This is a genomic window from Serratia sp. CY81684 (assembly GCF_052166595.1).
GTDB classification, from domain to species: domain Bacteria; phylum Pseudomonadota; class Gammaproteobacteria; order Enterobacterales; family Enterobacteriaceae; genus Serratia; species Serratia nematodiphila.
The window spans coordinates 245,519-268,394 of the sequence record NZ_JBJNOO010000005.1 but is presented as its reverse complement, the minus strand read 5'-3'; the positions used below and the strand labels follow the sequence as shown (position 1 = coordinate 268,394).

The 22,876-nt window shown below is 56.7% G+C and carries 25 protein-coding genes and 1 pseudogene; all 26 read left to right on the top strand.

Going from position 1 to position 22,876, the window contains the following annotated elements:
* The first annotated feature begins 88 nt into the window (after positions 1-88).
* The gene (locus ACJ8QF_RS19260; protein ID WP_243810839.1) at positions 89-1,279 is read left to right on the top strand and encodes a tyrosine-type recombinase/integrase; all 1,191 of its coding nucleotides are present in this window, start codon (positions 89-91) and stop codon (positions 1,277-1,279) included.
* Between the two features lie 706 nt (positions 1,280-1,985).
* Positions 1,986-2,249, top strand: coding sequence for a helix-turn-helix transcriptional regulator (locus ACJ8QF_RS19255; RefSeq protein ID WP_243810840.1), 264 nt, complete (start codon positions 1,986-1,988; stop codon positions 2,247-2,249).
* Positions 2,246-2,491 (top strand): hypothetical protein, encoded by a 246-nt coding sequence (locus tag ACJ8QF_RS19250; RefSeq protein ID WP_243810841.1) that lies wholly within the window; start codon positions 2,246-2,248, stop codon positions 2,489-2,491. Before ACJ8QF_RS19255 ends, ACJ8QF_RS19250 begins: the two co-directional genes overlap by 4 nt.
* A 5-nt stretch (positions 2,492-2,496) precedes the next feature.
* Complete coding sequence (locus ACJ8QF_RS19245; RefSeq protein WP_243810842.1) at positions 2,497-3,039, top strand: host cell division inhibitor Icd-like protein; 543 nt, start codon at positions 2,497-2,499, stop codon at positions 3,037-3,039.
* Positions 3,036-3,299 (top strand): hypothetical protein, encoded by a 264-nt coding sequence (locus ACJ8QF_RS19240; protein WP_015376194.1) that lies wholly within the window; start codon positions 3,036-3,038, stop codon positions 3,297-3,299. The genes ACJ8QF_RS19245 and ACJ8QF_RS19240 overlap by 4 nt, the downstream gene beginning before the upstream one ends.
* On the top strand, positions 3,296-3,631 hold the full coding sequence (locus ACJ8QF_RS19235) for a DUF5375 family protein (protein WP_243810844.1): 336 nt from the start codon (positions 3,296-3,298) through the stop codon (positions 3,629-3,631). Before ACJ8QF_RS19240 ends, ACJ8QF_RS19235 begins: the two co-directional genes overlap by 4 nt.
* A 10-nt stretch (positions 3,632-3,641) precedes the next feature.
* Positions 3,642-5,972, top strand: coding sequence for a primase-helicase zinc-binding domain-containing protein (locus ACJ8QF_RS19230; RefSeq protein WP_243810845.1), 2,331 nt, complete (start codon positions 3,642-3,644; stop codon positions 5,970-5,972).
* A gap of 448 nt (positions 5,973-6,420) precedes the next feature.
* Positions 6,421-7,038, top strand: a complete 618-nt coding sequence (locus ACJ8QF_RS19225; RefSeq protein WP_243810846.1) for a tyrosine-type DNA invertase — start codon at positions 6,421-6,423, stop codon at positions 7,036-7,038.
* Positions 7,039-7,828: 790 nt separating this feature from the next.
* The gene (locus ACJ8QF_RS19220) at positions 7,829-8,341 is read left to right on the top strand and encodes a fimbrial protein (RefSeq protein WP_243810847.1); all 513 of its coding nucleotides are present in this window, start codon (positions 7,829-7,831) and stop codon (positions 8,339-8,341) included.
* A 64-nt stretch (positions 8,342-8,405) separates the two neighbouring features.
* Positions 8,406-8,954: a fimbrial protein gene (locus ACJ8QF_RS19215; protein WP_243810849.1), complete on the top strand. Its 549-nt coding sequence runs from the start codon at positions 8,406-8,408 to the stop codon at positions 8,952-8,954.
* 153 nt (positions 8,955-9,107) lie between these two features.
* Positions 9,108-11,630 carry a fimbria/pilus outer membrane usher protein gene (locus ACJ8QF_RS19210; RefSeq protein ID WP_243810851.1) on the top strand — a complete coding sequence of 841 codons (2,523 nt, stop codon included), beginning with the start codon at positions 9,108-9,110 and terminating at the stop codon, positions 11,628-11,630.
* Between the two features lie 49 nt (positions 11,631-11,679).
* The gene (locus tag ACJ8QF_RS19205; RefSeq protein WP_103686989.1) at positions 11,680-12,405 is read left to right on the top strand and encodes a fimbria/pilus periplasmic chaperone; all 726 of its coding nucleotides are present in this window, start codon (positions 11,680-11,682) and stop codon (positions 12,403-12,405) included.
* A gap of 47 nt (positions 12,406-12,452) precedes the next feature.
* Entirely contained in the window at positions 12,453-12,881 is a 429-nt protein-coding gene (locus tag ACJ8QF_RS19200) for a hypothetical protein (RefSeq protein ID WP_265259943.1), read from the top strand.
* Complete coding sequence (locus ACJ8QF_RS19195; protein WP_243810854.1) at positions 12,874-13,404, top strand: fimbrial protein; 531 nt, start codon at positions 12,874-12,876, stop codon at positions 13,402-13,404. Before ACJ8QF_RS19200 ends, ACJ8QF_RS19195 begins: the two co-directional genes overlap by 8 nt.
* A 16-nt stretch (positions 13,405-13,420) precedes the next feature.
* Complete coding sequence (locus ACJ8QF_RS19190; RefSeq protein WP_243810856.1) at positions 13,421-14,596, top strand: FKBP-type peptidyl-prolyl cis-trans isomerase; 1,176 nt, start codon at positions 13,421-13,423, stop codon at positions 14,594-14,596.
* Positions 14,596-15,123 carry a fimbrial protein gene (locus ACJ8QF_RS19185; RefSeq protein WP_243810857.1) on the top strand — a complete coding sequence of 176 codons (528 nt, stop codon included), beginning with the start codon at positions 14,596-14,598 and terminating at the stop codon, positions 15,121-15,123. Before ACJ8QF_RS19190 ends, ACJ8QF_RS19185 begins: the two co-directional genes overlap by 1 nt.
* A 67-nt stretch (positions 15,124-15,190) precedes the next feature.
* Positions 15,191-15,646, top strand: coding sequence for a hypothetical protein (locus tag ACJ8QF_RS19180; protein WP_243810858.1), 456 nt, complete (start codon positions 15,191-15,193; stop codon positions 15,644-15,646).
* A complete protein-coding gene (locus ACJ8QF_RS19175; protein ID WP_243810859.1) occupies positions 15,606-16,691 on the top strand; it encodes an MrpH family fimbial adhesin in 1,086 nt (361 codons plus the stop codon). The genes ACJ8QF_RS19180 and ACJ8QF_RS19175 overlap by 41 nt, the downstream gene beginning before the upstream one ends.
* Positions 16,692-16,871: 180 nt before the next feature.
* Positions 16,872-17,222 (top strand): annotated as a pseudogene (locus ACJ8QF_RS19170) (MrpH family fimbial adhesin); the annotation flags it as partial.
* A gap of 148 nt (positions 17,223-17,370) precedes the next feature.
* Positions 17,371-17,844 (top strand): CaiF/GrlA family transcriptional regulator, encoded by a 474-nt coding sequence (locus ACJ8QF_RS19165; protein ID WP_243810860.1) that lies wholly within the window; start codon positions 17,371-17,373, stop codon positions 17,842-17,844.
* A 45-nt stretch (positions 17,845-17,889) separates the two neighbouring features.
* The gene (locus ACJ8QF_RS19160) at positions 17,890-18,318 is read left to right on the top strand and encodes a hypothetical protein (protein WP_243810861.1); all 429 of its coding nucleotides are present in this window, start codon (positions 17,890-17,892) and stop codon (positions 18,316-18,318) included.
* A gap of 98 nt (positions 18,319-18,416) precedes the next feature.
* A complete protein-coding gene (locus ACJ8QF_RS19155) occupies positions 18,417-19,088 on the top strand; it encodes a helix-turn-helix transcriptional regulator (protein ID WP_243810862.1) in 672 nt (223 codons plus the stop codon).
* Positions 19,089-19,300: 212 nt separating this feature from the next.
* Positions 19,301-19,546 carry an ANR family transcriptional regulator gene (locus ACJ8QF_RS19150; RefSeq protein WP_442537762.1) on the top strand — a complete coding sequence of 82 codons (246 nt, stop codon included), beginning with the start codon at positions 19,301-19,303 and terminating at the stop codon, positions 19,544-19,546.
* A gap of 688 nt (positions 19,547-20,234) precedes the next feature.
* Positions 20,235-20,615: a YcgJ family protein gene (locus ACJ8QF_RS19145; RefSeq protein ID WP_243810863.1), complete on the top strand. Its 381-nt coding sequence runs from the start codon at positions 20,235-20,237 to the stop codon at positions 20,613-20,615.
* Between the two features lie 57 nt (positions 20,616-20,672).
* The gene (locus tag ACJ8QF_RS19140) at positions 20,673-21,794 is read left to right on the top strand and encodes a linear amide C-N hydrolase (protein WP_265259942.1); all 1,122 of its coding nucleotides are present in this window, start codon (positions 20,673-20,675) and stop codon (positions 21,792-21,794) included.
* 11 nt (positions 21,795-21,805) lie between these two features.
* Complete coding sequence (locus tag ACJ8QF_RS19135) at positions 21,806-22,660, top strand: hypothetical protein (protein WP_243810865.1); 855 nt, start codon at positions 21,806-21,808, stop codon at positions 22,658-22,660.
* Positions 22,661-22,876: the final 216 nt, after the last annotated feature.

Sequence of the window (22,876 nt, the reverse complement as noted above, 5' to 3'; positions counted from 1 at the left end):
GTGATTGTCCGATGCCATCCGGTGGAATCCGGTATCAGGTGTGTGTAGAATTACGTGTACTTTAGTTCGATCTTGAATTCCTATACACATGCGACTTAATAACTTACAAATCCGGAATGCTAAACCCACCCCTAAACCTTACACGTTGAGCGATGGATTGGGCTTATCCCTTTTGGTTGAGCCCAACGGCAGTAAAAGCTGGCGCTTTCGTTATCGCTTTGCCGGTAAGCCCAAGATGATTTCACTTGGTGTTTACCCTGCCATTTCGTTGGCCGACGCCCGGTCAAAACGTGATGAGGCCAGAAAGCAGGTTGCCGAGGGACAGAACCCCAGCGCACTGCGTAAAGAGAAAAAGCTGGCGCAGTTATACGGGGATGCGAACACCTTCGAAGCGATCGCGAAAGAATGGCACCGGTCAAAATTGGCTACATGGTCGGCGGGTTATGCTGCTGAGGTCATGCGTGCCTTCTGCCTCGATATTTTTCCCTCTCTGGGGCAACGTTCTATATCGACGATAAAGCCACTTGAACTGCTTACTGTGCTGCGCAAGATTGAAGCGCGTGGCGCGCTGGATAAAATGCGCAAGGTCAGGCAGCGCTGCGGTGAAGTTTTTCGCTATGCCATCGCGACGGGGCGTGCTGAATACAATCCGGCCGCCGATCTTTCCAGTGTGTTACCTGGACCCAATACCACCCATTATCCTTTCTTGACTGTCGATGAACTCCCCGATTTCTTGACGGCCCTTGAAGGGTACTCTGGCAGCTTGTTAGGGAAGTTGGCGACGAAGCTACTGATGTTAACCGGAGTCAGGGGCGTCGAGCTGCGCATGGCGCAGTGGCAGGAGATTGATCTGGATAACGCGCTTTGGGAGATCCCGCTGGCGCGGATGAAGATGCGGCGGGCGCATCTCGTGCCGTTGTCGACGCAGGCGCTGGCAATTCTGAACGAGCTAAAAGCCTATACCGGCCATTATCGCTTCGTTTTCCCAGGGCGGGCTGACGTGAATAAGCCGATGAGCGATGCGTGTATCAACCAGCTCCTCAAACGTATTGGCTATCATGGTCGTCTCACCGGCCACGGCTTCAGACACATGATGTCCACCATTTTGCATGAGCAGGACTTCAATACCGCCTGGATAGAGATGCAACTCGCCCACGTGGACAAGAACGCCATTCGCGGTACCTACAACCATGCGCAGTACCTTGAGAAGCGCCGTGGCATGTTGCAGTGGTACGCCGATTTTATCGCGGGCCTGGCCCAGCGGGCTCACCGCCAATAAATCGTTAAAACCCCCTGGCGCGCAATGCTACCCCCGCCACGCCTGCGCGCTTTCTGTGTCGCTTTTCATGCACCTGCATGAGAGGCCGCAGGCCGCGCCAGTACTGGCGCGTTGGGGAATAAAGGTTGCATCTTCCCGCATGCAAAATCATGCACCCTATGCATGCACGCACAATTTGACACCGGCTAGCCAGAAAAAGAAGCCCTTTTTTGATGACGGGGCGAGAGGGTATTGCGCCTAGCGTTGTCATGCGTCACCGCAAACCGGTGGCCGAGGGCCGTTTCTGAAGTGGGGAGATGTACCGAGTGTTGACGATAATCGCATTAGGGCACTTTTAGTTTTATTCCTAACTCTTCATACTGTTCACCAAAATAAAAAAAGATAGATAAATCATGTGGTAGTGAGGTGAAGAGTGGTGACTGTATCCGTTCACCCGGTGTTCACGCCTGTTCACCGACTCTCGCGAGTCCTTTTCCCTGGCTAGCGCTGTTTGGCGGTTTTTCCCTATTAATTACGCATCGATTCATCGCTATTTCTTACCAGAAGGTTTGTCATTGTTTGCCATGTGATTGAAAATCAGACAATTATCTGTCCCACCACACAACAACGCCTTGTTGCCACCCCGGTAAAACTTCACATAATAGGGCGCTACCGAAGTTCACACAGTCCCGGCCAGCGTTGGCTGGACACCAAGAGGTAGCGTTTTATGTTGACCGTCTCCATCCCCGCCCCATCCACCCCGTCGCCGGTGCTTCCTGGCGGTTACACCCCGCGCGAGCGCTTTATTCGCCTGCCGGAAATGCTCTACACCACCGGTCTATCCCGCTCCACCGTGTACGAGATGATGAGCCGCAAGCAGTTTCCGGTACAAGTTTCCCTCGGCGGTAAAAACGTCGCCTGGCTGGCCTCCGAGGTCGAGCAGTGGATGGACGAACGTATCGCCAACCGTCACCAGGAGGCCGCCGCATGATGCAGTTAGCCTTTGGTCGCCAGCACTTTACCCTGAGCGACAACGACGCACTGTTTATCGCGGAAGCCATCCTGTTGCAGCGTAAAGAGCCTGGCGTCGTCTTGCCGGAGCACCGCAGCGAAAAACACGGCGTTATCCGTCTGGCGAGTCGCCAGGCTGAACCGCGCCTGTTTCGTGCCGGGCCGGTGCCGCTGACCTGCGCGGCTGCCGATACCCGCAACGACCAACTGACCGACTGTTGATCACTATGCGATCAATTGAACGTCCGGGGGCGTCTTACGGCTTGCCCCACTGTCCGGCCTTGCGCTATAGTCCTCCCGCTGCCGCACAATCGGCAGCCGGGCGTGAGAACCCGTGTTACTCAATGGCGACACAACACGCGCCTGGCGTGTTTTTTTATGTCGCAGCCTTTGCTTGCTCATTTTTTGCGCGGTGGATGTTATGCTATCGCAGCAGTCAATCAATGGTGGCTCAGGCGGGGCAGCCTTCGGGCTGGCCGGTATTCATTGAGGCCGGTTTCTCACCCCCGTCTGGGCTACCACCCTTGCGTGAGAACTTCGGTGGTAGCAATAACCATGACTCAATGGAGGCTGCCACCATGGCTACGACCCTCATCCCGACTCACCCGACATTCTGCTATTTGTTTGCGGCCGTGCGCCGTTCTGCGCTGACCGCTTCACCGCGTATCGTGCGCACCGTGGCGGATAGCGAACGCAACGCCCGCCGTAGGCTTTCCCGTGATTACGTGTTGTCCTTTGCCGGTCGTCTGCCGGTTAAGGCGGTAGCATGAACACCCTGGCCGACCGTTACTACCGCGACACCCATTACCCTATCCCGCACGCCGATTTTCTGCGTCTTCAGCATGCGCACGCCACCGGCGTGCTGTTCCTCGACTTGCTGGACACCCTCGACCTCGGCGGGCAGCGCCCCGATGCCACGCAACAGGCGTCGTTTGCCTCGGTCATTGCCTTGCTGACCGACCAGCTCGGCCACGTCGTCAACACCTGTGAAACCCAAATCCTTGCCCGCATGGAGGCCACCGCCGCATGAACACTGCATCCTGTTTACCGATTGAAGTCCGTACCGCCGTTTTCCGCCGCGCCGTGGCGCAGGCCTATCTGGACACCTGCGCCTTTTACCGGGTGAGCCTCGGGTACACGCTGGACGAGCTGCAGATGACGATTGCCCTGCGTCTGGAAGGGCACTTTGTGCGTCAGTACGGCGCAGAAGACGGCATGGATATGGCGTGCACCATGCTGAGCGATATGGTGCAGCCGGACGTTCTGGTGACTGCGCCGCGCCTGACCGCGCTCGGGCAAAAGATGATGGACGAGCTGTGCTGTGAGCGCCTGTCGGCAGCGCAGAATGCCACCGTACACTGAGGAGAAGAGCATGAGCGCCCAGTTCGTTTCCCAGACCGTACGCACCGCCACCGGCCACTGGCCGGTGATACTCCCGGCTCTCGGCATCGCCTTGCAGCCGAACGGCAAGCCGCAGCCGTGTCCAACCTGCGGCGGCAAAGACCGCTTCCGCTTCGACAACCAGGATGGACGCGGCACCTGGTTCTGCAATCAGTGCGGGGCCGGTGACGGCCTCAACCTGGTGGAAAAGGCCCTGTCACTGTCTGCCAGGGCCGCCGCCGAACAGGTGGCCGCCGTGATGGGGAATAATGCCAACACCCTGCCACCGGCCGCTGAGACTGGTCATTCAACGAAAGACAAAGCCGAGGCCCAGCACAAGGCCGCGCGACAGGCACAGGCTCTGGTGGCCGCTGCCCGGCCTCAGACGGGCAACGCCTACCTGAGCGCCAAGGGTTGGCCGGAGGTGGATACTCTGACCTTGCACGGCCAGCCGCTGCGCGTCGGCGGTATCACCTTCCAGCCCGGCGACCTCTTGTTGCCGCTGCATAACGCCGGGGGCGAGGTGGTCAACGTGCAGCTGATTAACGCCAGCGGGGACAAGCGGATGCTGGCAGGCGGGCAGGTGAAAGCCGCCTGCCACACCCTCTGCGGCCCGGACAACGCGGTTATCTGGCTCACCGAGGGCTACGCCACCGGCCTTACCGTGCACCAGTTGACCGGTGAGACGGTGTGTGTCGCGCTCAGCGCCAACAACCTGACGGCGGTGGCGGAGCAGCTACGCAGCCACTACCCGGATGCGCGGCTGCTGCTGGCGGCCGATAATGACCGCAGCGGCACCGGGCAGACCCGTACTACCGAGGCGGCAGCACTCACCGGCGGCACTCCGGCGCTGCCGCCTACTGAAGGTGACTGGAACGACGTTTACTGTCAGCAGGGCGCTGAGTCCACGCGCGCGCAGCTCCAGACGTTCAGCCAGCCGCCGCAGCCGAGCCCGTTCGATACGCTGAGCGATGCAGACCTCAAAGCCATGAGCGCCAGCGAGAAAGCTGAGTTGCTGGCCGAGCACTACGGCAATACCCTGGCGGTGCCGCCGGTAGGGGAAGAGCTGTGCCGCTATACGCGCGGCGCCTGGCAGGTGCTGCCACACCGACAGCTGAGCCGGGAAATTGCCGCGCTGTTCCAGAAGGTGCGTGCGCCGTTCTCCGCCGCCGGTATCAACAGTATTTTGGACACCCTCAAGCTGATGGTGCCGCAGATGGGCGACCCGGCCCGCCGGTTGATTGGTTTTCGTAACGGGGTATTCGATACCGTCAGCGGGCAGTTCAGCGCCCATAGGCAAGAACACTGGCTGCGCACCGTCAACAGCGTGGACTACACGCCGCCGCGTGCCGGGGAGAACCTGGCCGACCATGCGCCGCACTTCTGGCAGTGGCTGGCGCGGGCCGCCGGGGGCAATTACGACAAACAGGAGCGTATTCTCGCGGCCCTCTTTATGGTGCTGGCCAACCGCTACGACTGGCAGTTGTTCCTTGAAGTGACCGGCCCGGGCGGCAGCGGCAAGAGCGTGATGGCGGCCATCGCCCGGTTGCTCGCCGGGGCGGACAACACCACCTCCGCCACCATCGACAACCTGGAGTCGGCGCGCGAACGGGCGAGCGTGGTCGGCTACTCGCTGATTATCCTGCCCGACCAGGAGAAGTGGAGCGGTGACGGGGCGGGTATCAAGGCCATCACCGGCGGCGATGCGGTCGCCATCGACCCGAAATACCGCGACGCCTACGCCGCCTACATCCCGGCGGTGATACTGGCGGTGAACAACAACCCGATGCAGTTCAGCGACCGCAGCGGCGGGGTATCGCGGCGGCGGGTGATACTCACCTTCCCGGACGCGATACCGCTGGCCGAGCGCGACCCGCAGCTGTTGGGCAAAATCACGAATGAGCTGGCCGTCATCGTGCGTCACCTGATGCAGCGGTTCGCCAACCCGAACGAGGCCCGCACCCTGCTTCAGGCGCAGCAAAGCTCGGACGAGGCGCTGACCATCAAACGCCAGGCCGACCCGCTGGTAGATTTCTGCGGTTACCTGACGGTGCTCGGCACCCCGGAAGGCATGATGATAGGCAATGCCAACATCACCCCGCCGAATCCACGCCGCTACCTCTACCACGCCTACCTGTCGTTTATGGCCGCTAGGGGTTATCAGCACGTGATGAACCTGACGGCGTTCGGGCTGGCGGTGCCGCAGACGCTGAAAGAGTATGAGCATACGCTGCTGAAACGCCGTACCAAACAGGGAATACAAACCAACCTGCGGCTGAATGATGACTGTGACGTGGACTGGTTGCCGACATGCGAGGCGTAACAGACGCAACAAAGGAGGCGACGATCGGCCGCGCCGATCAATGTCGCCCTTATTGATCTGCGTAATCCATTGGACGTGGGGCGAGGGGCCGCTTAGAGTGGTGGTGAACAAGGCATTGTGCCACACCAGGGCATTCCTTTGGGCAACGTCAGGCTGCCCTCTCATAATGACAAGTGCTCACCCCAACCGGCTTCGGCCGGTTTTTTCATGTTGGCTCGGGGTTGATACCTCACAAGCATATTGGCAGACGGGAAAAGGCTGCGCTGCTATCGCCCCGGGCGCTCAAGCACGCTGTGACAAAGGCTTTCTTAGCGTTTTTTCGATGCGAAAGCACGTTTAGCAACAGATGATCCTGTGTTTCAGACTTATTCTTTCGCGTTTCCTTTTTTTATAGTGGAAAATGCCGCCATTTTCTGGGGGTTCATATTTGTTTTTATAACGAGGTGGCATGAGCCAGCGGAAGTATTTGACGCAGTCCGAAGTGGAGCGTCTGTTGCAACAGGCCTTGGCAGCGGGCAATGCCGAACGTGATTATTGTCTGATTTACATGAGTTATATCCACGGTTTTCGCGTCAGCGAAGCGTGTAGCCTGCGGATATCGGATTTGGATTTACGGGGGCGCTGTCTGTATATTCGGCGGATAAAGAGCGGTTTTTCCACCAATCACCCGTTACTGAAAGACGAGTTGCGGGCCATCAGGGCGTGGCTTGCGGTGCGGGCAGGGTGGAGAGGGGCCGACAGCGACTGGTTGTTCCTGTCGCGCCAGGGGAGACCGCTGACGCGCCAGCGGGTGTACCAAATCATCAGTCAGTTAGGCAAGGCAGCCGATATTTCCGTAGAACCACATCCACACATGCTGCGTCACGCCTGTGGATTTGCGCTGGCTGACCGGGGTATTGATACGCGATTAATACAAGATTACCTGGGACACAAGAATATTCGACACACCGTGCGGTACACAGCGAGCAATGCGGAACGGTTCGAAGGCGTATGGTATCGCCCAAAAAACAAGCGAAAAAGTAGACAATTAGGGCCAAACTGTAAAGTAGTATATGTAAACCGTTAAAAAAAACCACAACACTTCTAGAAAAAAGTTCAATAAATTTACCATGTTGTTGTAATTTAAAGTAAAATTTTTTTTCAATGCGGTCTTGTGGCGCCATTCTCTGCACTCCTCACAGCGCTTCCCACTTCTTCTGTCAGGCTGCGGTAAAGCGACGCGTGGATCGCCGCTTCGCCAACACGTTATTTAATGCCGATAAAATAATTTATTTTGGACAACCCCTCCTGAAAATCTCTTCAAGGCAGCCATTTCCACCATAGTTGTCAAAATGGCCCTAAATGTAAAGTTCGTTGTGCAAAGGTTGCTCATTTTTGCAGGTGGTTTACGGGGCTTGCTTAATGTGCCTGAAAGCGTTCATGACAGAGGATTGCGGTTTGTGTCTGCCTGAGTGTTGGTACACGGTTTGACTATCCTCCCCCTTTTTTGGTGAATGTTTTAGTGTGCTTTTATTATTCTTTGAATGGCGCGGCCAGAGTTTGTCGGCCTGTTTGAAATTACATCTGACGCTGTTGCATGTTTTTTGATGAGAGTGACGCGATGTGCAATTAAGGCAGTTATCTGCTCGCGATTTCTGATATTGCCGATAATTGAACTCTGACCATATTACAGCGGGGCTGTGTTTCACGAATGTACTGTCTGTGTTTTTTGTTGTCGGGGATTGGAAATAAATAGGATTTGATTGGCAGCCGCTTTCTTTATCCCGTGGGGGGTGTTGAGTACGGCGGTCATTCAGGTGAAGAAGTAGTTTGTAAATAAAAAATGGTGTTTTTTACTCACGCAGGAAATCAATGTTATGAAAACTTCTATCTCAAAATTGGCTGTGGTTGCGGTATTGGGTCTGAATTCTCTGGGGGCGTCAGCAGCAGGTAACTCCGGTAAGGTCACCTTCAGCGGTGAAGTGGTGGATGCGCCGTGCAATCTGGCACCAGGCCAGGATGGGACCGATATCAAGGTGCCATTTGGTCAGCTGTCCATGTCCCAACTGAATGCTGGTCATGTAGCCGCGCAGAAGTTCGATATTCAGCTCCAGGACTGTGATTTGACTGGCAAAACGGCACAGATCACCTTTACCGGTACGACGCTGTCAGGCAGTACCACTTTACTGGAAACCCAGGGCGGTGCGACAGGTCTGGGTATCGGTCTGTCAGGTATCACCTTTGGTACTGCCAAGCCGTTGACGGGTCTGAAAGACACTGGCAATAACACGCTGACCTATACCGCGACGGCGCAGCGTGCTGTTGCTGGTACCGATGTGACTGCCGGTGATTTTGCGGCCATCACCAACTTCCAGATTTTCTACCAGTAATCGCTGCGCGCCCCCCCCGGCAGTCCTGCCGGGGGGGGGGATTCGGGACGAGGGGGAAGGGAAGATGAAAAGATGGCTGTATGTGTGGATGTCGCTGTTTTTCTCTCTGCCGGCATTGGCAGAAACCTATTCAAGTTTAGATCCGTTTCGTGGCAAGGCCACGATGAGCGGCGAGGTCCTGGCAACGGGCTGCTCCATCGCCTTGCCTGATCGTTATCAGACGGTCTCCCTGGGTGAGCAGCCGATACGCTCTCTGGGGCAGGTAAAGGGGGCTCAGGTCAAAGCCTTTCATATCCGTCTGGACAATTGTGCGCCGTCAGGCTCGGTTGACAAACGCAAGGATATTGACCCGGCCGTACGTATCCGCTTTGACGGCCTGCGAGGGGAAAACGTGGCCTGGTTTCAACCGGCGGGCTCCAGTCGCGGTATGGCGCTGGTGTTGAGGGATGAGCGTAATGAGGTGCTCTATCCGGGAGAATACTCACTGGCCATTTTTGACCGCAGCCACAATCAACAAATGCTGAATTTCACGCTGGAGTGGGTACCTGATGGTAATCCACCTCGTGCGGGGGATTATTACGCTGCACTGCGTTTCAATGTGGATTATGAATGACGTGGGAAATATACCGATATATCGATGTCGGTGATGCAGTCATGATTATTTTCTTCTTATGTCGGTATGTAATCAATATTGAGTAATTGCGCGAGATGAAACTGTGGCAGGGCGGTTAATGCCGGGTTATGAAATGCATTCTGGTGGCGGATTATGAATCAGCGTGAATTACGTTTAAATAAAATAACGATTTTAATCGGTCTTGTTATTCTCTTTTCTGGGCGTGCGTCTGCCGTGGAATTTAATACGGACGTACTGGATACGGATGACAAGAAGAATATCGATTTTTCCCGGTTTTCCCGTGAAGGGTATATCCTTCCCGGGACGTATCAGATGCAGGTGAAATTGAATGGCGACAGTCTGGGTAATGATATTGCCGTGCCGTTTTATGTGCGTCCAAGGCAAACGTCGTCGGCGGATAAATCCGAAGCGATGCCGGAAGCCTGTTTATCGCCAACCTGGCTCGACAAGTTGGGGTTGACGGAAGAGGCCCTGAAAAAGGTGGGAACGTGGCATCAGGGTGGGTGCGCGGATTTCACGGCACTGAAAGGCACTGAGTTAAAAGCCGATATCGGCAGCAACATCCTCAATATCAACATGCCGCAGGCATGGTTGGAGTATTCGGATGCGTCCTGGTTGCCGCCGTCACGCTGGGATAACGGTATTCCGGGCATATTGCTGGATTACAACGCCAACGGCAACGTAACAAAAACGCATGGCAGCGGCCAGCAACAAAACGCGGCTATCAGTGGCACGGTGGGTGGCAACGCCGGTGCCTGGCGTTTGCGGGCGGATTATCAGGGCAGTTATGCCAATACCACGGGGCAGAGCGGTTCGTCGCAACATTCCTTCGATTTTACACGGGTGTATTTGTATCGGCCTTTGCCGTCTTTGCAAGCGAAACTGACGCTGGGTGAAGACTACGTGAGCTCCAACATCTTCGATTCCTGGCGCTATACCGGGGCCAGTCTGGCCAGTGACGACAACATGCTGCCACCGAAACTGCGTGGGTATGCCCCGGAAATCATTGGCGTGGCCAAGACCAATGCCCGGGTGACCGTCACGCAGCAGGGCCGCGTGGTGTACGACAGCACGGTGCCGGCTGGCCCGTTCCGTATTCAGAACCTGGACAGCGCCGTTCGCGGGCAGTTGGATGTAAAAGTGACCGAGCAGAACGGTGATGTGCAAACGTTCAGTGTCTCAACGGCCTCTGTGCCGTATCTGACGCGCCCTGGTCAGGTGCGTTACCAGTTGGTTTCCGGCCGCCCCAGTACCTGGGGGCACCATATCGAGGGGCCGTTATTCGCCAATGGCGAGGCGTCGTGGGGGGTATCCAACAGTTGGTCGCTGTATGGCGGCAGTACGCTGTCGGATGATTATCAGGCGCTGGCGCTGGGGGTGGGGCGCGACCTGTTTGCATTCGGTACGTTGGCATTTGATGTCACGCAGTCTTTCGCGACGTTTCCCGACAAGGATAATCGCCAAGGAAAATCCTGGCGTGTCAGTTATTCCAAGCGTTTTGACGAGGCCAACACCGACGTGACGTTCGCCGGTTACCGCTTCTCAGAACGTGATTACCTGAGCATGCAGCAGTATCTGGATGTGCGTTATCGCGACAATGACAGTGGCCAGCAAAAAGAACGGTACCAAATCAGCCTCAACAAACGCTTTGACGAACTGTCGTTGCCATTGTCTTTGGGGCTCAACTACCAGTACCAGACCTATTGGGACCAGGGAAACACCAGTCAGTACGGCGTGAACCTGGGGACCTGGTTTGACTTGCCTTCCCTGGGGGCGCGCAACGTGTCGCTGACGTTGACGGCGAACCGCAATCAGTACCTGGGGCGCGAGGACAATGTCTTCAATCTGATGTTGTCGGTGCCGTTCGGCACCGGGACGGCCAGCTACAGCAGTACGTACAGTGATGACCGGTTTGGTCAGCGCGTGGGGTACTACGGCCGTGTCAATCAGCTTGACAGTTACAACCTGAATGCCGGTCTGGCACAGGATAGTGGCCAATCGTCACGCAGTGAATTTAACGGCATGTATACCCATAACGGTTCACTCGCGGTGGTCAATGCCAATGTGGCCGTGGCCGAACGCAGTTATTCCTCGTTCGGCATGAGTGCCAACGGCGGTCTGACGTTGACCGGACAGGGTGCGGCATTGCACGCCGGTGGTTATAACGGCAGTACGCGTCTGATGGTCGATACCGATGGTGTCAGCGGCGTGCCGATTGATGGCGGGCGTGTGGTGACCAACGCCTGGGGAGTCGGTGTGCTGACCAACGTAAACAGCTACTACCGTACGACCGCCCGGGTGGATGTCAACAAGATGGCGGACGATGTCGAAGCAACGCAAGGGGTGGTTGAGACTGCGTTGACGGAAGGGGCCATTGGTTATCGTCGTTTCGAAGTACTGAAGGGTGAGCGCCTGTTTGCGGTGCTGCGGTTGGCGGACGGCACATACCCGCCGTTTGGTGCCAGCGTCCGTGATGCCAAGGGAAGGGAGTTGGGGCTTGTGGCAGACAGTGGACTGGCCTGGCTCAGTGGTGTGACGCCTGACGCGGCGCTCGATGTGGCATGGGATGGACGCAGTCGTTGCCAGGTGCAGGTGCCGGCGAAACTGAACAGTCAACAGCAACTGCTGCTGCCGTGCACGGCGGTAAAACCGTAATGAGGTGGGGCGGTTGCCGCCGCCCCGGACAAGAAGACAGGGCAAGAGCATGATGAAAATGAAAAAAGTGACGTGGACGTTGGTGGGAATATTGGCGGCGGTCACGCCGGCGACGCAGGCCGCTGTGGCCCTGGACCGGACCCGCGCAGTCTTTAACGGGGACGGTAAATCCATCAGCCTGAACATCAGCAACGATAACAAGCAATTGCCTTATCTGGCACAGGCTTGGCTGGAAGATGCAAAGCAGCAGAAGGTGACGCAGGGGGCGTTGGTGGTGACGCCGCCGGTACAGCGGCTGGAGCCAGGCGCGAAGAGCATGCTGCGCGTGTCGGCTACGCCGGCGGCGGCGCAGCTGCCGCAGGACAGGGAGACGCTGTTTTACTTCAATCTGCGGGAAATCCCGCCGCGCAGTGACAAGCCCAATGTGCTGCAGATTGCGCTACAGACCAAAATCAAGCTGTTTTATCGGCCGAAGGCCATTGTCGCGGCACCGGGTACGGTGTGGCAGGACCAGTTGGTGCTGCACGAAGAAGGGAGTGGTTACCGTATCGAAAACCCCACACCGTACTACATCACCGTCATCGGGCTTGGAAATACGCCGAAGCAATCTGAAAGCGGGGCGTTTGAGGTGGTGATGGTGGCGCCGAAAAGCAGCGCGCAGGTGAAAAGCGCGCGTTACGCCACGCCTTACCTGACTTACATCAACGATTACGGCGGCCGTCCTGTTCTGAAGTTCACCTGTACAGGTGGGCGTTGCAGCGCGAAGAAGGCGTAACCAGATGTCAGTGACGAGGAGGGGCCGATATGGGCAGAAAATACCGAATGAGTACGCTGTTGTGCCTGGTGTTGGCGGGCGGTGCCTGTGCCGAAGTGAATACGCCGCGCGTGCCGGATCACGCGCTGCCGCATGCGCCCACGCCGCCGGGGGAGATGCTGTCGCGAGAAGGTGTGTTGTGGGTCGAGGGGGCCATGCTGTCGTCACCGTGCGCCTCGGGCAGAGTGATGGCGGGCAAGCTGCAGGACGGCGTGGTGAAAACGCAGCCCCAGTCGGTGGTTGTGCTGCTGGAAGGGTGCGGCGATGGCGTTAACGGGGGTGGGGCGCGATTGCCGGTGTCCATTGACGTCACTCCAGGCCTGCCATTGCAGGCGAGACAATCCCACCGTTATCGCCTGGCGCACGGGAATAGCATGCTGCCCGTGACGGTTCAACCGGGTACGCAGGTACTGCGTGTGGAGATGAATTATGAATAAGCAGGGATGTTGGTTGGTACTGGCGCTGCTCGGTGCCATTGTGGGGGCCGGCCCGGTGTCGGCGGTCGACCTGAATTTTTCGGGAACCCTGATAGACAAGCAGTGTACGTTCGCTCAGGGGGATGACCCGCTGGAAGTGGACATGCTGTCACGGGCGGTGTCGTTCTTTCATCGGTATCCGCGCACGGAAACCGTGCCGTTTGACATCGTGCTGAAGAATTGCACCGGTGCCACGCAGGACAAGCTGGTGACGATGACCTTCAGCGGGACGCAGACCGAGGCGGTTGGTGGGGTGACGCTGCTGAAAACGGATGGGAGTACCGGCATCCTTATCGGACTGGAAAGTGCGTCGGGGCAGGCCATCTCGGTAGGTAGTCCGGTCAATGCCGGCACCATTACGCAAACTGGCGCGGCGGGTGAGAACCGGTTCCGGTTTGGAGCTTACGCCCGGCCGGCGGACCTGTCGACACTGGCGGAAGGGGCGTTCACGGCGACAACCACCTTTGAGGTGACCTATCAGTGAGTCACGGAGAGAGGGAATGAGAGTCATTGTGATGGTGTTCTCGATGATAATGGGGGCCGTGTTGGTTGGGTTGTTGCTGATGGCGACACTGTTTCTTTCGGGGGCGGCACATGCGTCGGAGAACGTACCGGCACTGTTGCGCTATGCCCAGCAGTACGACGCCGGCAATGAGACGAAAAGTGAAAGGCAAACGGACGTGCTTGCCTCGCCCGCAGCCAAGTCGCGCCAGGTCGCCGAAGAACTCCGACACAGACAACTGACTGCCCGTGTAAAGGTGCTGACCACGCAACTGGCCGAGAAAGACAAGCAGTTGGCGGCCTTGCGCGACAAGCAGCGGGCTTCAGGTGATGAGGAGCGTGTGCAGGTGAAGACGTTGACGGCGAAACTGGCGGAAAAAGACGCCTTGTTGGCCGCAATGCAGGAGAAACAACAGGTTGCTTTGACGACGGAGGCTGACCGGGTGAGGGCGCTGACGACTGAGCTTGCCGAGAAGGATAAACGGCTGGGTGACCTGGCGAAGCAACTGCCTGCCCCGGTGAAGCTGGATACGTCGGCGGCCCGTCAGGCCTATGCCACAGGCGTGCTGTTTGGGCGCGATGTACAGGCAGCTCGGGACGCCAATCAGCAAATGGGCCTGAAACTGGATGATGCCTTGCTGCTGGCCGGGCTGACGGATGCGCTGGCCGGTAAGCCCAAGATGGAGGAAGGGGCACTGGCAACGGCGCAAGAGGACGCGCGCCAGGCAGCGGAGAAAGCGCTGGTCTCGACCGTGTCCACGCAGAAGAAGGCGGATGCGGCCTGGGTGGGGCGTTTTGCGAAACAGAAAGGGGTCGTGAAGGCGCCTGAAGGCTATTGGTATCGGGTGGATTATGCGGGAGAAGGTGCGCCGCTGAGCGAGGCATCCACTGTCGACCTGGTGGTGACGGAGACGCTGACGGACGGCACGGTGGTGAGTGACATGGAGGGTGCGGGCAGCAGACTGACGGAAACGGTGTCGTCCCTGCCGCCGGCATTTGCAGGCGCACTGGGAGTGCTGAAGAACCACGGTTCACTGACCCTGGTGGTGCCGCCCGAGCTGGCCTACGGCGACAAGGGGTATCCCCCGAAGGTACCGCCGGGCGCGACGATGGTCTACAAGCTGCGGGTGGCGGATGTGATTGCGGCACCTGATGAGAAGAAGAGGAAACCGTGATGAGACGAGCGATATTTTTGCTGGCAGCGTTGTTGTGGTGCGGCCAAACCCTGGCGGATGTGCCTATCACGATAAAGGGGACCATTCTGGAGCCGGTGTGTACGGTGACGGGTGAGGATGACCGCAGCGTGGTGGATATCAGTTTTGGGGATGTGGGGTTGGATGCGGTGGGGAGTGCGGCGGCCGAGCAACCCATCAATCTGAAAGTGAGTTGTGACAACCCGGCCCCGACGGGGAAAGCGTTGAAGATGTATGTGCACCCGACCAGCAATGGCAAGCTGACGGCGGTGGGTGCCAATGTCCTGGGGACATCCCAGAGCAATCTGGGCATTGCCTTGACCGCCGGCACTGACGGTACGACGCCGGTGGATCTGGACATGTGGATCCCCGTGGTGGGTGTCAATACGGATGTGAATGAGCCGGTCGGACAGGTGACGTTGAAAGCGCGCCTGGTGACACCGTCTGCGGGCTCATTGCAGGCGGGAACATTTACTGCGGCGGCGAATCTGGTAATGAGTTACCAGTAGGACCACGACTGCAGTACGAGATGAACAATGACTAGCCCTTCCATGAGGGAAAACAGGACACGGCGTTATGAATAACAACGTATGGAAGATGGCCGCACTGATACTGGCACCCTGGCTGGCCGGGTGCAGCCAAACGGCGAGTGAGGTGCCGGCGTCGCTGGTTACGCCGATGGCGAGTGAACAGAAGCCTGTTGAAATCGCTGACCCCCTCCCGGTGCCGGTGGCTGAAATAGCCCCGGCCAATGGAGAGGGCGATGCCGAAGCGCGCATGCGCCACTGCAATGGCGAGTTGCAGGCGCTCCGCAAGGTGGATAACAAGCGTTATGCAGAGCGGAAAGTGGAGTTTGACCGATTGATGTCGGGTGCGGCGATGTATGCGGGTGTGCGTGGGAGTGTGCAGTCCCGGACGCAAGACGCGGTGGATGCGTTGTATCGTTATCGGACGGACAAGTTGTGCGCGGATATCGGGCAGGATGTGCTGAATGGGCTGGCGCATTCTGGTAACGCAGGGTACAAACTTTAATTTTGCTTTCTGGTTAAGGAGGAATGAAATGAAAAAAAGATTATTTTTTCATATATTGTTAATGTTCGTTGTGACCTACATAGGAAGCGCTCATGCCGTATATTATCAATACTTTTGGTCAGCTAATAATCGTACGCAAGGAGGTTTAAATTATCAAGGGCTGGGAGGTGGAGGGGTTTCTACAACAATCGGGGGATTTGCTTATGGTTTATCCACACTAAAATATGCTAGCTGTAGTACTCAATCTCAAGAAAGGGTTGATTATCATAGACAGGATTACTATATTCTTGTCCCAAAGACAGTTATGGTGGGGGCAGTTGAAGCGAAGGTTTTTGTAACTTCCGGTGATTATAGTGTAGATGATTCTCTGAGTAGTGAATTTCATGTTGTGAAGAAAGTTGGTTCTGTTATTACGCAATCCATGACGGGGGCGTGTGGTAGAGTAGGTAATACTTATAATATGACTAATTCAGTACCTCTTGTTAATTTGCGGTTGGAGATACCATCTGATATTGATGTTGGGGGGTATAATGGAGTTGTTGGGGTGAAGCTATCTATGGCTGAATATCATTATACGGGGAGTGACATCCATCCTTTCAATGATGCATTGGCCTTGCAATACTCAACCTCTACAATTTCTGTTCCTTATAATCTCAATATTATAACTTCTTGTGAAGTTAGTCCGTCCTCCATCGAGTTTAATCATGGGGATTTGCCGCGCTCATTCGCGTCAGGAAACCGAAAGGAACAAAGTGTCAGTTTAACTTGTTCTAAGAGTGCTAGTTTAAATTTATCCATTAGGGCAAACAATCCACCTAACCACACATATCCTTTGGGACAGGGGGTTGGTGTAGGGCTTGGAGGGTATTGGGATAGTTTGCTAATGCTTGATGATGGCAAGGGTGTGACCGGGGGGAGTATTCCGTTGTCGGTGACTGATAACACCCAGGTTATAATAAATGTATCATCTGAGATTAGAGGTGATGGAAATTCGGTTGTTGGTGATATTAATGGGAGCGCGGTATTGCTACTGTCCGTTAATTGATTTTTATGTCACTGGTAATGTTCATGTTTAAGGGGGTAGTGCTTTAGATTTATTTTTGTGATATTAAAAGTACAGGTGTCGCCCCAAAAAAAAACAGCCGTTTACACTTACTTGTAAAAACGCCTCTGCAAATGGTTATGATGTTTACATTAACGGTGAGAAAAGCGATGTGCGTTCTCTAACGCCTCAATGATGCTTGATTACTCAAGTTTAAGTCCTAAGGCAGCGAATAGGAGTGAGAAAAAATCGACGACTCAACTGACGTGTAATTCCGATGTGAGCTCCGGTACGCTTAAATTGGTCTCCACGTCTGGCAGTAATCAAACCTCAACGACGGGTACTTCCGTTAAAGTCGGGGATAATATGCATGCTATTGTTACTGTTAATGGTAAGGACGCATCGGGTGGTATTGCACTTCAGGGGCCGTTCAATATTCCTATCGAAGTGGCGTCGACACTCAATACGTATGGCAATATACCTAAGCCCGGGGCATTTCAGGGAAGTGCAGTTTTGAGTTTTGAACCTGATTAAAATTGGTTGATTTTTTGTGTGGCTTTCCCTTTGTCAAAATTTGTTTTGGTGTTTTCGCTGCTTTTATTGCTCTGTGATGCGTTTTTCTTTTTCTGAAAATTGAGTCTGGCTTTTGAGAGATTAAATCATTTAATGAAAGGGTCTGGATATGTCACGGGAAAATGCCAATAAAGAAAACATGGGTGCCCAATTCACTGCTGGAGAAAAGAAACGTATTGCACCTCGTCAGTCTAACCATGAGGAATACACGTTACCCGACTGCCTCGTCAATTACCCCCCGATGCCACTGTATTTGGCGGTGGCGCACTTTGGACTGTTGACGCAACAAATATTATCGAGAGAGGTGATTTGTCAGGCCTTTCAAATTGACACTCGTCGGGCATTGGAAGTGATGCGTTATCTCGTCAATGGCGCACCGAGTGTCACCTGCGAATGCCTCTCGCTCATACAGCGGCGGGGATATTGTCTGCGCGTGCTGAGCATTGTGTCAGGTGAGACGGCGGCCGAAAGCGCGCGCCCTCCCTCCGCTCGCACGTCTGCACGCAAGCGGGGAAGTACGCTTGAGCGGGAACGTGCACAGCATCAAGTACGCCAGTGGTTCCTGCGCCGGCCCAATCCCTGATTGGTGCCCTGGTTGCACGGCATGTGAGTCAACAGGAGAGGTGAAATGGAAGACGCGACGATGGGGGCATGGGTATGGATGTGGGTGCTGTGGCTGAGTCTCAGCGCGTTGCTGTTGGGGGGGATGCTTTCATTGCCATCGAAAGAGGTTATTGAGCCTTGCCCTGTCAGGCGTCCGCCTTGTCTGTGGCGTTTTGTGCGCGGTGATATGGCGGTGGGCGGTACGGTACGCATTGGCCTGGGGTTAGGTGGAGCCGGGTGGTGGTGCAGTGCGGCGGGCCTGTTGGTCTCTGACTTCACCCGCAGCCTGTGGGTGGTCATCTCCGGGGCTGTGGTGCTGATTGCGTTGTTCAATGCCGGCCGAAAAAGTGTGATGTCGCTTTGGGGGTTGACCGTATTGGCAGGGGTTCAGGGTGGGGGCTGGGTTGTCCTGTTGCTGATAGCCCTGCAATGGTACGGGTTTTCGGTGCAGTAAGACTCATCGGCGTTGGTCGCGAGGCGAAAATGGATAAGACAGCGGATGAGGGGATGAATCATCGGGCTTGTGACGGCCGGAGATGGCGAGGAGACACCATGACGACAAGTTATTCGCCGGTACCTCCCCAGCTCACCGTGGTGGCGCCGTGTACCTACAGCCGCCTGGGGGTGCTGGAGTTGGTGATGCGACATGCCTCATTGTTTTCCCTGGTGCCCGGGGCGGTGGAGGTATTTGAGGAAGTGGCGCTGGCACTGAAGGCGATGCGCAAGGCGCGCGTCCTCGTCGGAGGCGGAGTGACAGCTGCGCCCTGCCTGGTGCTGTGTTTGCCGCGAGAGCCGCTCTGGGGCGTGGCGCAACTGTTGCAGCTGGACAGCGCGTTGCTGGCGCAGACTGGTTGTCACCGGCTGGTCGTGATCTCCCCCTTTGAGGTGAATAACGGTATCCGGCGGGTTCTGGTCAGTTGTGGCCTGACCCTGCCGGTACGACTTATCAGGGCGAGCAGCACGACGGAGCATTTGTGCCGAGTGTTGCTGGGGCAGGGGACGTTGTTGCAGGAGGGACGGGACGAGCTGTTGCCCATCATGCCGGCGCGAACGTTGTCGAGGCCGGAGCGAGAGGCCTTGTGCCGGACGTTGCAGGGGGCGTCGATTTATCAGCAGTCCCGACAGCGGTTCCGCAGCCCCAAAACGCTGTATGCGCAGCGCAGCAGAGCACTGCAAAAATTGCGGATATCCGGTGTCTCGGGCTTGCTACGGTGGTTTACCTGACTGTACCTGACCGCGCGGTGTACCTGGAGGGTACGTTGGAGGAAAAATCATGTCTGAGTCTGGAAAATAGACCCGAAAGCGACGCTCCGGGCTGTTAAATGCCGGTCGTGCACGTCATGAACGGTGCTGGCGACGCATCACGTTATGGTTGTTGTTGCCCGTCCTGCTGGGGCTGTTGGTCTTGATGATGAAATAAATCGGGAGGGCGAAGTATGAGTGCACTATCGGATGAAAGGCCTCTGGAGATGTCTGGCTCATTGGCGCATCAGGCGCACTTGCGTGCCGTTATGCAACAGGCGGCGCAGTTTGAGCGTGACGGACTGTTTGACGATGCGGCGTCATATTGGCAGAGGGGAGTGGAATTGTCAGCACGCGAGAATGAACGCCACTGGTGTGAGGTGCGGGCATTATTATGCCAAAAAAAAGGTCTGCGCGGTGAAGACACCTATATACGATAAACCCAGATGTCGTTTTCATCACCCTGCGCTATAGCGAAGTGATGACCGTGTGTTCATAAGAAAACAGGGGAATGCAGAATGAGAACGTTGTGGAGATACCTTCCCGTAATTAAAAACGCGTGCCTGAATCATCGCCGTGCGGTATGGCTGGTATTGGGCGGCGCGTGTCTGTTGTTTTGGTTTTGTCTGCTGGTGTTGCTGACGCAATGGTTATTGCGGTGACGATAATGTATTGCAATGACGCCGGTAAGAAAAAACATAACCGTAATGACTGCGCCGCTGAAAATAAATCCGGAGACAAAGAGACATGAAGAAGGATTTTATATTTTATGTCGTGAGCGGTTATGTGGTTTTTCTTCTGTGTCTGTTTGCTCATCTCGGTGCGAAATAAGTTTGGGGAATGATGTCAATCCCGTGGCGTGGCCTTTTTAATTGACCGGATACCTGGATTGTTATTTTTGATGATTTCCCTGGGGCGCCTTATTGGGTACGGCGCGGGTTAATGGCTTGCAGCAAAAAAGGTCGCGATGGACACGATAACATTGTGGTTGATTGACATGCTCCATATTTTGAGTGCCGTGGTGCATGAATGGCCGGGAACGACCGCCCTGTTATTGGGGTTGTGGTTGTATTGGATAATGCTGCGCGTGCCTTGATGAAAGGCCTGTCGACGAACAGGAGGGTATCGATGTCACTGTGTCAATGGATTTTCCGTAGTGGTTGGCGGCGAGGATGTTTGCTTTTCTGTGTGGCGCTCGGCGTCACGGAGGCTGCCGCGAATGAAACGGCGCTGTTCTTTCCGGACGAGACTCCCCATGTGGTGTGTGACGCGACGGCGGGGTTTTGTGCCGACGCCCAGGGCATTTCCTTTGGTCTGACGGCGCTGTACCTGGGGGCGCCTGCACAGGATGCGCTGTTGTCGCGCTTGGCGCAGGCCCCGATTGGGGCATTGAAGCGGTTTACGCTGAGTAACGGCGCCCTGTGCGACAGCCGATTGTCAGCCTGTTTTACCGACGCGTCCGCGCAGCAGCGTGATGTGACGTTGACGCGGCGGTTGTTCAGAGAGTGACGGAACGGTCGGTTGGTGCAATCGGCTTAATCTACTGTAAAAACGAGGGAAAGGAAGATGGTGCAAAAAAGTAACCGATCCCGGCTGGCGCCGCTGTGCGCCGCCGTGCTGACCGCATCGCTGTTGACGGTGTCTCTGGCGGAGGCGTGTACCCGTATTCTCTGGAATGAGAATACGGCGGGCGACGCGGTGGGGCCGCTGGTCGGACGTACGATGGACTGGCCGATATCGACCGATCCGGTGCTGACGGTCTTTCCCCGCGGAACGGCGCGGCAGGGAGGACTGTTGGGGCCGCTGACGGTGGTAAAAGAGAACCCGGCCCGCTGGACGGCGAAATACGGCAGCCTGGTCACGACCATTTACGGGGTCGGCGCCGTTGACGGGGTGAACGAGAAGGGGCTTGCGGCGCATCTGCTGTACCTCAACGAAACCCGGCTTCCCGCACGCGATACGTCGAAGCCCGGTTTGCACATTGCCCTGTGGGCGCAGTACGTGCTGGACAATGCCGCCACCGTGCAAGAGGCGCTCGATACCCTGGAGAAGGTCCAGATAGTGATGGCCAGCCTGACCGGTAAGGACGGGCATGTCACGCCTGGTACGGTGCATCTGATGATGGAAGATGCGAGCGGCGACTCGGCGTTGATTGAGTATATCGACGGTAAAAAGGTCGTGCACCATAGCCGGGATGTGCGTGTGGTGACGAACGACCCGTCGTACGATCAGCAAATGGTCGTGCTGGACAATACCATTCGGCTCATGACCAAAGAGGGGGTGGACTTGCAACACCCGAACAGCAGTGTGCCGTTGCCCGGCAACGTCTCACCGGAGGATCGGCTGGCGCGGGCGAGCTATTTTCTGGCGCTGATGCCGCGGCCGCAGGATGAGCGGCAGGGGATAGCCGGCATGCTGGCCATTGCCCGCAACGTCTCGGTGCCGTTCGGGGCGCCTTATAAACCCAAGGAAGGGTTGGCGGTGTACAACACCGAATACCGCACGGCGATTGATTTGCGCAATCGGCAGTATTTCTTTGAGCTGACGACCCGCCCGGATGTGGCCTGGGTTGACCTGATGAAATTCGATCTCTCTTCTGGCGCGCCGATCATGGCGTTCAACCCGTATCAGGGGGAGATGAACGGGGACATCACGTCGCGTTTTGTGCCGGTCAAGGCCCCCTATTGAAGGGGGATAACGTGTCACTGGAAAAGGACAATTATCACATGAGAAGCCGGCCTGACGGATGGAAAGCGGCATGGTGTTTGGCCATGACCCTGGGGTATGGTGCCCCCGCACTGGCGACCGTTGCCACCGGCCAGACAGCCCCGGTGGAGGCGCGCGCCGCCGACGCGGATGACGCGCCGGGCTGGCGGTTTGCCGTGACGCCCTACCTGTGGATGCCTGCGCTGCAGGGGAACGGGGCGCTGGAAGGGGAAAGCGGCCGCTTCACCCTGCCGTTCCACAAGGCGATGCACAACCTGGATTTTTTCACGCTGGGTGGCGTCAGCGCGAGCTACGGCCCATACAGCGTGTTCCTGGACGCGCAGTACCTGGACGTGTCAAAGCGCATGACGTTCGCGATGCCGGGGATAAGCGCCGACGCGTCAATGCGGTCGACGCAGGTGAGCCTGGGAGGCAGCTATCAGGCGTATGCACAGGTGCTGGGGGGTAACACCGTTTTCGGGGCGCCGCAGCAATTCACGGTCGCGCCGATGGCCGGGGTGCACTGGACCCGGCTGAACGCGCGGGTGTGGGGGGAGGGGCATACCCTCGGTAAAAGCACCGACTGGGCCATTCCGTTTGTGGGGGGCAGGGTAGGGTACGACCTGGATCCGCACTGGACGCTGACCGCCGAAGGGGATGTGGGGGCCTGGGGGCGCGACTGGGGGCTCCAGGGACAAACCTATCTGGGGTATCGCCTGGGGCTCTGGGGGCAGGAGAGCCTGCTGCGCGTCGGGTACCGGGTCATTCACCAGGACCACCAGACGGATGATCTGCACTGGAATGTGACGCAATACGGTCCGGCGGCGGGATTGACCGTCTGGTTCTGAGGGGTGAGACGATTTCGTCTTGTTCTGTGTATTTTCGGGTTCTTGCCTGCTCCGGGCGCCATGGGGGCATGATGCCCCACGTCAGGGGGCGCGGGCCGGGTGGTCCACGTTCCCTGGCGGATTTTTTGTGATGTGGAAGGTCGATGACTTCCCTTTGGATGGCTTATTGGTCGCCCTGATGTGTGGGGCGACGTTTTTCTTTCCGCCGTCGTTTTG